Genomic DNA, 14,434 nt, shown 5'->3' on the forward strand with positions numbered 1-14,434 from the left:
CAGCCGCCCGATCCTTGGGTGAGGTCTCAAATTTTGAGTGAAACCAGTTACGGTCTGCAGGCCTGGATAGACCGCCTGAACCAATCCGAACTGCCGGCGTTGGCGGCGGTCGTGCAGGATCTTCAGCGGATTACCGAGCAAGAGCATGCGTCTGTTCAGCAGCTGGCGGACGTGCTCCTGCGCGATGCAGCCCTGACGTCGAAGGTGCTTCGGGTTGGCAATAGCAGTTACTACAACCCGTCCCAGGAAACGATCAAGACCATCTCTCGAGCCATCGTCATGATCGGCTTCGATAACGTCCGGCTGATCAGTCTTTCGGTCAGCCTGATCGACGGTTTACTGGATCGTACGCCGCGACAACAGCTGCAGGAATTGCTCGCCCGGTCCTTTCATGCGGCGGTGCAGGCACGCAACATTGCCGGCTACGTTCTGACCAAGCATGAGGAAGAGGTTTTCATCGCCGCGTTGCTGCACGAGGTGGGCGAGCTCGCGTTCTGGGGCTGCGGTGGCCAGCAGGCCGATGAGTTGGGTGATGCCTTGGCGGCCGGCACGGATCACGATCAAGCTGTCGAGCAGGTGCTTGGTACCAGTTTTCGCCAGCTTAACCTCGGTCTGATCAAGAGCTGGAATATCGGTGAGTTGGCAAGCTTCGCTCATGGGGCGGGCAATCTTCGGGATCCCGCAGTGCACTCCGTAAGCCTGGGGGTTCGCATTGGCGCAGCGGCCTTGAATGGGTGGGGCTGCCCGGAAATGGAAGGGCTGGTCAAGGAGTTAGCCGATTTCAGCGGCATCTCTGAAGCGGATGCGATGCAGCAAGTCCTTGCTAGCGCGGACGAGGCGGTGAACGTTGCGACTACTTTTGGTGCCAGTCGACTGGGCAAGCTGATACCGTCCACTGACCCGGAACAGGTTCAATTGCAGCAGGCACAGCGCGCCGCGAGCCTCTTGCAGCCTGACCTGCTATTGATGCAGCAGGCCATGCAGGACCTCGGCATGATGGCCACCAATCGGGGTGATGTCGGTTTGATACTCGATACGTTGCTCAAGGGGCTGCACCAAGGCGCAGGGCTGGAGCGCGTTATGCTCACCGTTCTTGCCGATCAGCAGCGGTCGTTCCGTGCTAAGTGTGCAGTGGGTGATCAAACTCAGTCCTGGCTTGAGCAATTCGTGTTGCCCGTTGATCCGTCAGGCCAGTCGCACATCTTCAGTTATGTACTGCGCCAGCGTCAGCCACTGTGGATGGGCATTCCGGCAAGCTATAACCTCGACGAGCTGGTGAGTTTGCCGCTTCGCCAACAGTTGGGAAAAGGCATGTTTTTCATTGCGCCATTAATGGCGGGCACGCGTGAGATCGGCGTGCTCTATGCCGACAATCGCGTATCCGGTAGAGCGCTGAAACACGAGCAGTTTGTCGCCTTTCAGCGATTTACCCAGCTGGCCGGGCGCTGTCTCGATGCACTGAGCAAGCGCAATTGAGCAGGGCCGCCTAAACCTTTGCGCGCCGAAGCTCAGCGTGGAATGTACAGCGTAAGGGTCTGGCCCGGTTTCAGCATCGCGCTGTCTCTGGGGTTCCAGGTCTTCAAGTTGTTGACTTGAACATTGAAGCGTTTAGCGATCACATAAAGCGAATCACCTTTCTTGACCTTGTAGTAGGTCGGCGCGGGTTTGGTCTGCTGGTTATTGCCGGCAGCCTGGAGAAAGAGTGCCTGTCCAACTTTGAGATTGCTGCCTGACAGGTTGTTCCAGCGCTGCAGATCACGGACCGAAACCTTCTGTGCTTTGGCGATTTCCCAGAGGTTGTCACCTTGGCGCACGCGGTAGCTACGCGGTGCCGGCTGGCTTCTCGCAACCGCGTGGAGCAATTCCTGAGACTGTGCCGCGCCGGCTGATTGCGGAATGCTCAGCACTTGCCCGATCTGCAGGTGATCGCTGCGCAGGCGATTGATATCACGAATGATGTTGACTGATAGGCGATGCCGGTTGGCGATTGCGCCCAGCGTGTCACCAGGACGTACCTTGTATTGCTGCCAGTCAACCATATCCTGCGGTTTCATCAGCGCAAGGTTGGCCGCAAACATCTCGGCCTTGTCGCTTGGGACCAGCAGGTGCTGCGGGCCGTCCAGCGTAATGCGCCGAGTAAACGCAGGGTTCAGCTGGTAGATCTCGTCTTCGTCCAGATCCACCATGTCGGCGACCCTGGCGAGCTCCATGCGCTGTTTCAACGCGACTACTTCAAAATAAGGCTCGTTAGCGATGGGGTTCAGATTTAGTCCATATGCATCAGGGCTTTGCACCATCTGCGAAAGCGCCAGCAGTTTTGGTACGTAATCGCGAGTTTCTCGAGGAAGGGGCAGATTCCAGTAGTCCGTCGGCAGGCCGAGTTTCTGGTTTCGCTCTATGGCGCGGCTGACGGTTCCCTCGCCGGCATTATAGGCAGCCAGCGCAAGCAACCAGTCGTCGCTGAACAGGCCATGTAGATAGGTCAGATAGCGCAGCGCTGCGGTGGTGGACGCAGTGATGTCGCGTCTGCCGTCATACCAGCTGGTCTGTTGCAGATTAAAGTGGCGGCCTGTTGAAGGGATGAACTGCCAAAGGCCGACTGCCTGAGCCGGAGAATAAGCAAACGGGTTGTACGCGCTCTCGATAATGGGCAGCAGTGCCAGCTCGAGGGGCATGTCGCGTTCTTCGAGCTGTTCCACGATGTAATGGATGTAAGGGCTGCCTCGCTCGCTTGCCATCTCGATGGAATTCGGTCGGCTGGAAAAAAGGAGGCGCTGTTGCTCGATGCGCGGATTGCTTTCCAGATGGTCCTGTAGCTTGAATCCATGCCTGATGCGATCCCATATGTCCGCATGGGTCGGCTCTGCCGGCGCTTTCTCCGTGAGCCACAGGGTGTCCTGCACCATCGGCACTGCCCTGGTGCGGGCATCGCTGTCCGTCGGGGCTCGGGGGGAGGTGCTCTGGCAGCCGGTTATAGCGACACAGATTGCTAGCGCCAGGGCCCGGCCGGAGGCTGCCAAGGCGTCCGGCTGTGGGCTGTTCGTAGAGTCAGACGGCATTGGCTGATGGGCTCCCTAGGCGCAAATTCGAGGGAGTGTAGGAACGCCGCTCCGGTGGGTCAACCCGACGCCTCGGTTTTTGGCGACTGGTCGATCTTCATTAAAAGCTGTCTTTCCACCCTCGAAGTACTGTGAACACGGCTTCCGCTGTCTCCAGTGGCCGATCGGCATGCCGATTTGCTGCGGCTACCACTCCGGGCTCCCTGCAGCGCAGGAAGGGGTTGGTGGTTTGTTCGGCACCCAAGTCCGAAGGCAGCGTGATGCGCTTTGCCTCACGCAGGCGGACGACCTGTTCGAGGCGTTCAGCGATATCAAGGTTTTCCGGTTCGACTGCCTGAGCAAACCGCAGATTGCTCAGCGTGTATTCATGGGTGCAATAGATCTTGGTAGTTGCAGGCAGTGCGGCAAGCCGTTGCAGTGATGTGAACATTTGGATGGCGGTGCCCTCGAACAGGCGGCCACAACCTGCGGCAAACAGCGTATCGCCGCTCAATAACCAGGGCGCTTTGGCGTCATCATGAAAATAGGCAATGTGACCGCTGGTATGCCCCGGAACCTCAAAAACTTCTAATTCCTGGCCGAGAATGCGGATGCGCTGCCCGTCGACCAGCGCATGATCTCTGGCCGGTATATTTTCGTTCGCTGGGCCATAGACCGTCGCGCCATATTGGGCCTTGAGCTGCTCGACGCCGCCTACATGGTCGTGGTGGTGATGAGTGATCAGAATGTCAGTCAATTGCCAGCCGGGGCGAGCGTCCAGCCACTGCTGAACAGGGCTAGCCTCACCCGGGTCTACCGCTGCGCAGAGACGCCTTTGAGGATCCTGAAGCAACCAGATGTAGTTGTCGGTGAAGGCGGGCAGAGCGTCTATCTTCAACATATGCACGGGTCGCCAAGTCATTAGCAAAAGCGCATCCTAACAGCCGAACTGGAGAGTTGAACCGATAGGGCGTATTGATCGGGTCCGCCAAACCGACGAATGGAGGCTAGCCATGAGTGAGTCTTGTGCAAAGTCGGACGAACGCTGGCTGTCGCTGATGGACAATGCCAGTGCTTGGTTCGCTGGTCCGTCAGGGCGACAACTGCTTGAACACGAGCAGTTGGTGATCAATCAGCAGCTGTCGCGGTGTTTTGGCAGCTACCTGGTGCATTACGGGCCATTTGCCAATACGGCGATCGAGCCGCAGAAGATCAAACGCAGCGTTCGCCTAGGGCCGCCACTTGGAGGTGTTGAAATCATCTGCGAGGAGCAATCCTGGCCGATCGGCGAACATGCTGCTGACGTTGTTGTGCTTCAGCATGGTCTGGATTTCAGCTTGTCGCCGCATGCCCTGCTGCGTGAAGCCGCCCGCAGCGTCCGGCCGGGAGGGCATTTGCTGATCGTTGGGATCAATCCTTGGAGTGCCTGGGGTGCGACACGCTTGCTGTCACGCAAGGCGTTTCGCCACGCTCGTTGCATCCGTCCGACGCGAGTAGGTGACTGGTTGAACCTGCTTGGATTCTCGCTGGAGAAACGGCAGTTCGGATGCTATTGTCCGCCGCTTTCGTCGAGCCAATGGCGGGCGCGGTTATCCGGCCTGGAGACAGCGGCACAAAGGTCGCAATTGCCTACGGGCGGTTTCTACCTGCTAGTGGCACGAAAGCTCATGGTAGGCCTGCGACCAGTGCGGCAAAGCCGTCGTGAGCGCATGGGGCAGCTGCTACCGATGCCCGTAGCGAAAGTCAGTCGCCGGGATGCCGAACAGTAAAAGGCAAAGAATTTCTCATGAGTGACGAAACGGTCGAGATCTATACGGACGGCGCCTGCAAGGGCAATCCTGGCCCGGGCGGCTGGGGTGCGCTGCTGCTCTACAAGGGCGTGGAGCGAGAACTCTGGGGTGGCGAGGCGGAAACCACCAACAACCGCATGGAGTTGATGGCTGCCATCCGTGCACTGGAAGAGCTGAAGCGGCCTTGCCAGGTAAAGTTGGTAACCGACTCCCAATACGTTATGCAGGGCATCAATGACTGGATGCCCAACTGGAAGAAGCGCGGCTGGAAGACCGCCGCCAAACAACCTGTCAAAAATGCTGATCTCTGGCGGCTGTTGGATGAGCAGGTCAATCGCCATCAGGTGAGTTGGCAGTGGGTCCGTGGACATACGGGGCACCCGGGGAACGAGCACGCCGATCTCCTGGCCAATCGCGGCGTAGTACAAGCCAAACGACAACCTGCCTGAGTAATGTGAAATATGCGTAGCGTAGTACTCGATACCGAAACCACTGGTATGCCAGTAACCGATGGTCACCGGATCATCGAGATAGGCTGTGTTGAGGTCATCGGCCGGCGCCTTACCGGCCGGCATTATCACGTCTATCTGCAGCCGGATCGTGAGGTGGACGAGGGCGCCATCGCTGTTCACGGGATAACTAATGAGTTTCTGACCGATAAGCCTCGGTTCAGGGAGGTTGCCGATGAGTTCTTCGAATTCATAAAGGGCGCCCAACTAATCATCCATAATGCAGCGTTCGACGTTGGATTCATCAATAACGAATTTGCCCTGCTTGGTCAGCAGGATCGTACCGAGCTAAGCGATCACTGCAGCATCCTCGATACCCTGCTGATGGCCCGTGAACGGCATCCTGGCCAGCGCAACAGCCTTGATGCGTTGTGTAAACGCTATGGGGTCGACAACTCGGGTCGCGATCTTCACGGCGCGCTGCTCGATGCGGAGATCCTCGCCGACGTTTACCTGACAATGACGGGTGGGCAAACCAACCTGTCCCTGGCGGGTGACGGTGCCGGCTCCGAAAGTGGCGGCCGTCAGCAGCCTGCGCCTATCCGCCGGTTGCCAGCTGACCGCCCCGGTACCTTGGTGATCCGCGCCAATGCCGAAGAAGTCGCTGCGCATGCGGCACGCATGCAGGCGATCGAGAGGGCAGCGGGTGCCGTGCCACTCTGGGTTCAGTTGGAGCAACCCGTCCACAACGAGGCGGAAGCATTGCCGGTCTGAGGCGTCGGCGTCGACGCGCTCACAGACGCTTCGGCGCGCCACGCAATAAATTCTAGCTTGGTGCTTGCGGGTAGAGCCTCTACGCTGGAGAGGACTCCCTCCAGGACGCCCTCATGTACAAAGACCTCAAATTCCCCATCCTCATTGTTCACCGTGACATCAAGGCCGATACGGTCGCCGGCGAGCGAGTACGAGAAATAGCAGCCGAGCTTGAGCGGGACGGCTTTCATATTCTCCCCACGGGAAGTGCTGCAGAGGGTCGAATTGTCGCGTCAACCCATCACGGGCTGGCCTGCATCCTGGTTGCTGCAGAAGGCGCTGGCGAAAACCAACGGTTATTACAGGATGTCGTGGGGCTGATACGAGTCGCACGCCGGCGTGCGCCTCAGCTACCAATTTTTGCGCTTGGTGAGCAGATCACCATCGAGAATGCGCCAGCTGAGGCGATGGCGGACCTGAACGAGCTGCGCGGGTTGCTCTATCTATTCGAGGACACCGTCCCGTTCCTCGCACGGCAAGTCGCTCGCGCTGCGCGGAGCTATTTGGATGGGTTGTTGCCGCCGTTTTTCCGCGCGCTGGTGCAGCATACGGGAGACTCCAACTACTCGTGGCACACGCCTGGCCATGGCGGTGGTGTCGCTTTTCGCAAGAGCCCGGTCGGGCAGGCATTCCATCAATTCTTTGGCGAGAACACGCTGCGCTCCGACCTGTCGGTGTCGGTGCCTGAGCTTGGCTCGCTGCTCGATCACACTGGTCCGTTGGCAGCGGCCGAGGCCCGAGCGGCCCGAAACTTCGGTGCAGATCACACGTTTTTCGTAATCAACGGAACCTCTACAGCAAACAAGATCGTTTGGCACTCAATGGTGGCCCGGGACGACCTGGTGCTGGTGGATCGTAACTGCCACAAGTCGATACTGCATTCGATCATCATGACCGGCGCAATTCCTCTTTATCTAACTCCCTCACGCAACGAACTCGGAATCATTGGTCCGATTCCACTCGAGGAGTTTTCCCCGGAATCGATTCAGGCCAAAATCGATGCCAACCCACTCACCCGTGGGCGCTCGCCAAGAGTGAAGCTGGCGGTCGTGACCAACTCCACCTACGACGGCCTTTGCTACAACGCTAACCTGATCAAGAGGACCCTCGGCAATAGCGTAGATGTCTTGCATTTTGACGAGGCCTGGTACGCCTACGCCGCGTTTCACGAGTTCTACGACGGGCGTTACGGGATGGACACTCGCGAGCAGGGGCCGCTGGTATTCACCACCCATTCGACACACAAGGTGCTCGCGGCTTTCAGCCAGGCATCAATGATTCATGTCCTCGACAGTGAGCAGCGACAGCTGGATCGTGATCGCTTCAACGAAGCCTTCATGATGCATATCTCCACGTCCCCGCAGTACGGCATCCTTGCCTCGCTCGATGTCGCCTCGGCGATGATGGAGGGCCCCGCGGGTCGCTCACTGATCCAGGAAACCTTCGACGAGGCGCTGAGCTTTCGCCGCGCGTTGGCTAATCTGCGACAGCATCTGGCGCCAGATGATTGGTGGTTTAGCATCTGGCAGCCTGCTTCGGCAGATGGGGCGGACGAACTGGTCACCAGCGACTGGCTGCTGCAGCCGGAAGCGGATTGGCACGGTTTCGGGGACGTCGCCCATGATTACGTGCTGCTCGATCCGATCAAGGTCACGCTGGTAACGCCCGGTCTGACCGCCGGTGGCAAGTTGAGCGAGCGGGGCATTCCAGCGGCAGTGGTCAGCAAGTTTCTCTGGGAACGGGGGCTGGTCGTCGAGAAAACCGGTCTCTATTCTATTCTGGTGCTGTTTTCCATGGGTATCACCAAGGGTAAATGGAGCACTTTGCTGACCGAGTTACTGGAATTCAAACGACACTACGACGACAACGTACCGTTATGCGATGCGTTGCCGACTGTGGTGCAGGCAGGCGGCAGCCAATACTTGGGGATGGGGCTGAGGGATCTATGCGACTCGCTCCATGATTGTTACCGCAAGAACGCCACCGCAAGAGCGATGAGGCGGATGTATACCGCCCTGCCTGCGTTGGCAATGAAGCCGGCCGAGGCTTACGACAAGCTGGTACGCGGCGAGGTTGAGGCAGTCTCCATCGAGGCGTTGGAAGGTCGCATCGCCGCGGTCATGCTGGTGCCGTACCCTCCAGGGATTCCGCTGATCATGCCGGGCGAGCGCTTCACCTCCGAAACGCGCTCGATTCTCGACTATCTAGCTTTCGCTCAGAGGTTCGCCGCGCAATTTCCTGGATTTGATGCTGATGTACATGGGCTGCAGCACGAGGAGCATCCGGACGGGGTAGGTTATACAGTCGATTGCATCCTCGAGGGGTAGAGCGTATGACTCGGCCCATCCAGCCGGTATCGCAGCTTGTCAAAGAAGATCATGTGCGAGGGCGTGGGCTGCTTCACATCGTCCCGCATCGACTTTCACTCGGCTGTTGTTATAGTTGCTCGGCTGAGAGCAGTCCTCCCTGTGTGGGGCTGTCGAACCCGTTCAGGCACTGAGTGCCTCGGCTGTCGAGGATGATAGCGTGACCGACTACCAAGCCTTCCGTGTGGAGTTGAAGAACAAGATCGCCCATGTAGCGATTAACCGACCTGACAAGGTCAACGCCATGAATGCTGCATTCTGGAGCGAAATTGTCGATATCTTCCAATGGATCGATGATACGGACGACATTCGGGTCGTGGTGCTCTCGGGCGAGGGAAAGCATTTTTCAGCGGGTATTGATCTTCAACTATTGGCGCAAGCCGCGACCCAGATGGGCAGCGATGTGGGCCGCAACGCCGAACGCCTGCGTCGCCAGATTCTCAAGCTTCAGAGCTCGTTCAACGCGGTGGATAATTGCCGCAAGCCGGTCATAGCGGCGATCCAAGGGTACTGCATTGGCGGTGCGATCGATCTCATCGCTGCCTGCGATATGCGTTACTGCACGCTCGATGCGCAGTTTTCGATCAAGGAAATCGATATGGGGATGGCGGCGGATGTCGGTACGCTGCAGCGACTACCGCGAATCATCGGCGACGGCATGATGCGCGAGCTCGCATACACCGGGCGTAACGTTGACGGGCAGGAAGCGAAGGCCATCGGCCTGGTCAATCAAACTTACACCGACCAACCATCCCTTATGGCTGGGGTTTTCGCTCTGGCGGCCGATATCGCCGCGAAGTCACCAGTCGCCATTCGTGGGACCAAGGAGATGATTCGCTATATGCGCGACCACCGTGTCGATGATGGCCTCGAGTACATCGCCACCTGGAATGCAGCGATGCTTCAGTCGGCTGACCTGAAGGTGGCCATGGCGGCCCATATGAGCAAGCAGAAACCGGATTTCGCTGACTGATGCATCATTCAAACGTTGCGCGGGAGGCGCGCTAGGCATGGTTACCGGAGCTACTTCACTCAGCCTGGTTCGCGATGAGTTGTTCGCTACCATGGAAGAAGCCGAGCAGAGCCTCGAGCATTTCATCATCGACCGAAACAATAGCGGTCTGTTGCAGCAGGCTGTCGAGAATCTCAAGCAGGTTCGCGGCACGCTGCGGCTCATCGAGTTGACCGGCGCCGAACTGCTCGCGCAGGAAATACTCCAGCTGGCGACAGACATCCCCGTAGGGGCGGGGGAAGATCGAGACAGTCAGTTGGCAGCGCTGAGTAATGCGCTGTATGTGCTTGGACGTTATCTCGAAAGCGTCGACGCCAGCCGGCAGGAAATGCCCGAACTGCTGCTGCCGCCGATCAATGCTTTGCGGTTGGTTAGTGGCCAGTCGCCGTTACCCGAAAGTTTCTTCTTCAGCGTCCGCCTCGATCATGCGCGTCCGCCAATCGAGGCTGCGGTGCGCGAGCCCGCTGCGCGTGCGGCCGAGGCGCGCCGGTTGCGTCAAATGTACCAGGTGGGCTTGCTCGGCTTCATTCGTGAAGACAATGCCTCGGCCAGCCTTAAGCTTATGGCGCGTGCGCTGGGCCGGTTGGATCTGCTGTTCGCAAACTCGGCGGGCGGTCGCCTGTGTTGGCTGGGGAGCGCAGCTTTGGAGGCCCAGCTGGATGGCCAACTGTTGCCGCGCCAATCACGCAAGCAATTGTTTTCCAGGCTTGACCGAGAACTTCGGCAGCTCAGCGGTCATGATGCCTATGAACCTCCGCGGGTTCTGCTCAAGGAGCTGCTGTATCTCGTTGCATTAGCCGAAAGCAATGGGCCGTTAGCAAGTCAGGTACGGGAAACGTTTTCGCTTGGCTCGTTACCCTTCACCGACCATCTTCTTGAGGATGAATCCCAGCGGTTGGCGGGCCCCGGCCAGGCTGTGATGCGCTCCCTGTCGTCGGCGATCCGTGAAGAGCTGGCGAGTCTCAAAGACTTGCTGGATCTCATCGAGCGCCAGACCGCACCGGCTGAGTCGTATCCAAACCTGCATAGTCTGCTAGGCAAACTTGCGAAGACGTTGGGGATGGTGGGGTTGTCCTCGGCATCGAGTACCTTGCATGCCCAGCTCTCGGTGGTGTCCGGCTGGAGCGTCGAACAACTGCCCGAGCCCCACGCGCTGTTGAAATTGGCCGATGCGGTGCTCTATGTCGAGAGCATGGTGGCGAGCCTGGAGCGCGGCGAGCGCTTTGATTCGCGTCCACAGATTGCACAGCCAGGCCAAGAGGCTGAGGCATTTGCCAACCATCAGCTCGCTGAAGCTTGCATCGTGGTGATCGGCGAGGCGACCGCAGGTTTGGCCTTGGCCAAGCGCGCCATCACAGCCTATCTGGAATCAAACGGGGAAAAGTTGCATTTGGCCAATGTCCCTTTCAGTTTGATGGCTGTTCGTGGTGGGCTGCGTTTTCTAGAACAGGATCGCGCCGCTGAATTGATTGGTGCCTGTGCCGACTTTATTCAGAAGCAGATGCTCGAGGGTGTGCAAATGCCACCAGAGCAAATGCTTGAGACTCTGGCCGACGCATTGACCAGCCTCGAATATTACCTCGACGGGGGGGCAATACTGCGGCGCGACGAATCACGGATCAGCGTGTTGGATCTCGCGACCGAAAGTGTACGGGCACTGGGTCTGCCGGTGGCTGCCTGATGAGTTTACGGTGGCAGCCAGCATTGCTTGATCCGGCTATGGGCGGTGGATGGGCCGTCGTGCATTGCCAGCAGGGGTTTCTTTGTGATGCAAATGGCGTGCTGTTCCCCAGAGATTGGCTAAAACGCCTCGACCTACCGTTGCTCAGCGAGCAAGGCTTGGGTTATTTCGATGGCGACCAAGTGTTTCTAATGGAGTTGGCGCACCCGGTCGAAGTGCCCGGCGCTGGCTGGCAGGGGCTGCGTCAATTCATGATGCATGATGACGATACCGAAAGGTTTCGTATGCTCGGTTTCGCTGCGCAGATTGGCACTTGGGCGAGCCATCATCGCTTCTGCGGCAGCTGCGGCAACCCGATGCGCCAGCATGCTACGGAGCGTGCGATGCAGTGCGAGAGTTGTGGCATTCACCACTACCCTCGCATCTCGCCGAGCATGATTGTTTTGGTAACGCGAGGCGACGAGCTGCTACTGGCTCGTTCACCGCGCTTTGCCCCCGGGGTATACAGCACGCTTGCAGGGTTCGTTGAGCCCGGCGAGTCAGTCGAACAGTGCGTCAGGCGGGAAGTCCACGAGGAGGTTGGGGTGTCTATCCATGAGCCCCAGTACATCTGCAGTCAGGGATGGCCGTTTCCACACTCTTTGATGCTTGGCTTTCACGCCGAGTATGCATCGGGAGAGATCGTGATGCAGCCTGAAGAGATTGAGGATGCAAGCTGGTTTTCTATCCACGATCTGCCTGCGCTGCCTGCTCACAAATCCATCGCCCGTTACTTGATTGATCTGTATCTGGCTCGGCGCTTAGGCCGCACCGAACCAGTGCTGCCAGGCTAGCCGCAGACTCAGTACCAGCACCACCGATATAAAGATCGGTCGGATGAATTTCGATCCGCCCTGGATTGCAGTGCGCGCCCCAAGGTATGCGCCGACCATCAAGGCGAGCCCCATGCCGATGCCTAGCCCCCAGGCGACTTGCCCGCCAGCAATGAATACGGCAAGTGCAACACCGTTGCTGACGAAGTTCATGCTGCGAGCCACGCCGCTGGCTTTTAGCAAGTCGAGCGGGTAGAGCAACATGTTGCTGACGGTCCAGAACGCTCCCGTGCCGGGCCCCGCTAGGCCGTCATAAAAGCCCAGAGTCAGGCCTTGTGGCCATTGTCTATGTTGGGCTATTGGCTCAGCGCCCGGTCGAGGTGTGGTTGGCATCCGCCCGAAAAGCAGATACAGCCCGCAGGCAAATACCACCAAAGGTAGGGCCTGATTGAGCCAGCGTGCCGGGATCATATGTGCCAAACCGGCGCCCAGCGCTGCCCCTATAGCAGTCGCTAAGAGCGCGGATCGCCATTGCTGTGGATGAAATAGTTTCCTGCGATAGAAAGTGAAGCTTGCCGTAGCTGAGCCAAAGGTTGCGCACAGTTTGTTGGTGCCTAGAACCAGATGTGGCGGCAAGCCGGCGGTGAGCAGAGCGGGAAGCGTCAATAGCCCACCTCCGCCGGCTATGGCATCAATAAAGCCGGCAAGAAAGGCGACGGCCATGAGGGCGGCCAATACCAATGGGTCCGTCGCAAGCTCAAAGGTCAGCATGTGAAACACTCATAGCAAAATCGGTAACGGAGATGGCGCATCATGCCGGTTGCGCTTTTGTAAAGCCAACGACAAGCGCCTCCTAATGCCGTGGTACGGGTTGGTTGAGCGAATGGCAAACAACAGAATGTCGACTCGTCTCCAGTGTTCCTTTCTGGTACTGGCTGCTCTGATTGACCGTATCGATAATGCTCCGTCGGATTTCGGTGGATTTGCGGGCAATGCAATATATAGGGCTTGCGGTGGTTGTCGCGTTACTTGCACTGCTCAGTGGCTTGGTCGCGGTGCGGTTACTTGTGGGTGGGCACTGGTTGCTGGGCTGGTTGCGTGGCACCCTCGGAATGCTGGTACTTTCGCTGGCTGGCCTAGTTGGCCTAGTCGCCTGGGACGTCACGACTTATCAGCCGTTGAGTGATGGCACGCCGTTGGCTTCGCTGACCTTTCAGGCCGATGGTCTTCAGCGTTATCGGGTGCAGGTGCAAGAGGGGCAGAGCACTCGCTTTGTCACGCTTGAAGGCGATCTCTGGCAGCTCGACTTACGAGCACTTCATTGGAAGGGGCTGGCGGCGCTCATTGGGTTGGAGCCTGGCTATCGGCTGGAGCGCCTTTCAGGTCGCTACCTGGCCGTCGAGCAACAGGATCAGGCGCGTCGTCCCTATGTGCAGCTGGGAAACAGCCGGGCGGGGGTGGATTTCTGGGCGTGGTTGCATCGGTGCGAGTGCACTCCGCTAATGCTCGATGCGCAACTGCGCCGAGTTAGCTATCTACCGATCGCTGACAACGCCGTTTATACAGTCGAGATGACCCCTGCTGGGCTGTTGGCGAAACCGGCAAGCGTCGCAGCAGAACAGGCGATGAAGGGCTGGTAGCCAGAAAGCTCCGCAAAAAAAGGGAACCTAATGGTTCCCTTTTTTGTATAAGTCGCTTGATCAGGCGAGGTAGCCACCGTCTACATTGAGCGACAGACCGGTGGTGTAGCTCGATGCATCGCTGGCGAGATAGAGCACAGCACCCGCCATTTCGCTGGGATCCGCAACACGGTGTAGTGGGATGTGACGTAGCGCTTCTTCGCGGATCGAGTCGTTCTTGACCAGGGCTGAGGCAAACTTGGTGTCCGTGAGGCCTGGAAGCAGCGCATTGCAGCGAATGCCTTGGGGGGCGCACTCCTTGGCGAAAGCCTTGGTCATGTTGATCACCGCTGCTTTGGTGACCGAGTAAATACCCTGGAAGTTGCCCGGCGTGACGCCATTGATCGAGGCTACGTTGATAATACTGCCGCCCCCATGCTCACGCATCAATTTGCCGGCCTCAACGGACATGAAGAAATAGCCTCGGATATTCACATCAACCGTTTTCTGGAAGGCTGACACGTCTGTATCCAGAATATGGCAGAACTGCGGATTGGTAGCCGCGTTGTTGACCAAGATGTCCAGCCGACCGAACTGTTCGCGAATTTGAGCGAATACGGCCTGGATCTGTTCGAGTTCACCGATATGGCACGCGACGGCTGTGGCCTTGCCACCGTCGGCGTTGATCGCATCAGCAACCGCCTGGCAGCCATCAATTTTGCGGCTTGAAACAATAACGTGGGCGCCTTGCTGAGCCAGCAGTTTGGCGATGGCTTCGCCAATGCCACGGCTGGCGCCGGATACGAAGGCAATCTTGCCGTCCAGGTCAAATAGGTTGGTCTTACTCATGGAGT

13 protein-coding genes are annotated in these 14,434 nt (G+C 58.3%); 9 read left to right on the top strand and 4 right to left on the bottom strand.

Annotated features, from left to right (window positions below):
• Positions 1 to 54: 54 nt before the first annotated feature.
• Positions 55 to 1,476 (top strand): histidine kinase, encoded by a 1,422-nt coding sequence (locus tag C1896_10325; GenBank protein ID AZZ47618.1) that lies wholly within the window; start codon positions 55 to 57, stop codon positions 1,474 to 1,476.
• 32 nt (positions 1,477 to 1,508) lie between these two features.
• On the opposite strand, the gene C1896_10330 is transcribed toward C1896_10325, so the two are convergent.
• Together C1896_10330 and gloB are read right to left on the bottom strand one after the other, a co-directional pair.
• A complete protein-coding gene (locus C1896_10330) occupies positions 1,509 to 2,906 on the bottom strand; it encodes a lytic transglycosylase (protein ID AZZ45262.1) in 1,398 nt (465 codons plus the stop codon).
• A gap of 253 nt (positions 2,907 to 3,159) precedes the next feature.
• Positions 3,160 to 3,939, bottom strand: a complete 780-nt coding sequence (gloB, locus tag C1896_10335; GenBank protein AZZ45263.1) for a hydroxyacylglutathione hydrolase — start codon at positions 3,937 to 3,939, stop codon at positions 3,160 to 3,162.
• A gap of 112 nt (positions 3,940 to 4,051) precedes the next feature.
• Between gloB and C1896_10340 the strand changes: the two genes are divergently transcribed.
• From C1896_10340 to C1896_10370, 7 genes are all read left to right on the top strand, one after another.
• On the top strand, positions 4,052 to 4,807 hold the full coding sequence (locus C1896_10340) for an SAM-dependent methyltransferase (GenBank protein AZZ45264.1): 756 nt from the start codon (positions 4,052 to 4,054) through the stop codon (positions 4,805 to 4,807).
• A 17-nt stretch (positions 4,808 to 4,824) separates the two neighbouring features.
• On the top strand, positions 4,825 to 5,277 hold the full coding sequence (locus C1896_10345; protein ID AZZ45265.1) for a ribonuclease HI: 453 nt from the start codon (positions 4,825 to 4,827) through the stop codon (positions 5,275 to 5,277).
• A gap of 12 nt (positions 5,278 to 5,289) precedes the next feature.
• Positions 5,290 to 6,051: a DNA polymerase III subunit epsilon gene (locus C1896_10350; GenBank protein AZZ45266.1), complete on the top strand. Its 762-nt coding sequence runs from the start codon at positions 5,290 to 5,292 to the stop codon at positions 6,049 to 6,051.
• Between the two features lie 113 nt (positions 6,052 to 6,164).
• Positions 6,165 to 8,417, top strand: coding sequence for a lysine decarboxylase (locus C1896_10355; GenBank protein AZZ45267.1), 2,253 nt, complete (start codon positions 6,165 to 6,167; stop codon positions 8,415 to 8,417).
• 199 nt (positions 8,418 to 8,616) lie between these two features.
• Complete coding sequence (locus tag C1896_10360) at positions 8,617 to 9,429, top strand: enoyl-CoA hydratase (protein ID AZZ45268.1); 813 nt, start codon at positions 8,617 to 8,619, stop codon at positions 9,427 to 9,429.
• Between the two features lie 37 nt (positions 9,430 to 9,466).
• Positions 9,467 to 11,149 (top strand): ferrous iron transporter B, encoded by a 1,683-nt coding sequence (locus C1896_10365; protein ID AZZ45269.1) that lies wholly within the window; start codon positions 9,467 to 9,469, stop codon positions 11,147 to 11,149.
• Positions 11,149 to 11,982 carry an NAD(+) diphosphatase gene (locus C1896_10370; protein ID AZZ45270.1) on the top strand — a complete coding sequence of 278 codons (834 nt, stop codon included), beginning with the start codon at positions 11,149 to 11,151 and terminating at the stop codon, positions 11,980 to 11,982. The genes C1896_10365 and C1896_10370 overlap by 1 nt, the downstream gene beginning before the upstream one ends.
• Here C1896_10370 and C1896_10375 read toward each other — a convergent pair.
• On the bottom strand, positions 11,950 to 12,732 hold the full coding sequence (locus C1896_10375) for a hypothetical protein (GenBank protein AZZ45271.1): 783 nt from the start codon (positions 12,730 to 12,732) through the stop codon (positions 11,950 to 11,952). The genes C1896_10370 and C1896_10375 overlap by 33 nt on opposite strands.
• 221 nt (positions 12,733 to 12,953) lie before the next feature.
• On the opposite strand from C1896_10375, the gene C1896_10380 reads away from it, so the two are divergent.
• A complete protein-coding gene (locus tag C1896_10380) occupies positions 12,954 to 13,601 on the top strand; it encodes a hypothetical protein (protein AZZ45272.1) in 648 nt (215 codons plus the stop codon).
• Positions 13,602 to 13,661: 60 nt separating this feature from the next.
• Here the strand turns inward: C1896_10380 and C1896_10385 are convergent, their stop codons facing one another.
• Positions 13,662 to 14,429, bottom strand: coding sequence for a short-chain dehydrogenase (locus C1896_10385; GenBank protein ID AZZ45273.1), 768 nt, complete (start codon positions 14,427 to 14,429; stop codon positions 13,662 to 13,664).
• Between the last annotated feature and the right edge of the window lie 5 nt (positions 14,430 to 14,434).

The sequence above is a fragment of the Pseudomonadaceae bacterium SI-3 genome (assembly GCA_004010935.1).
Lineage (GTDB): Bacteria > Pseudomonadota > Gammaproteobacteria > Pseudomonadales > Pseudomonadaceae > Stutzerimonas.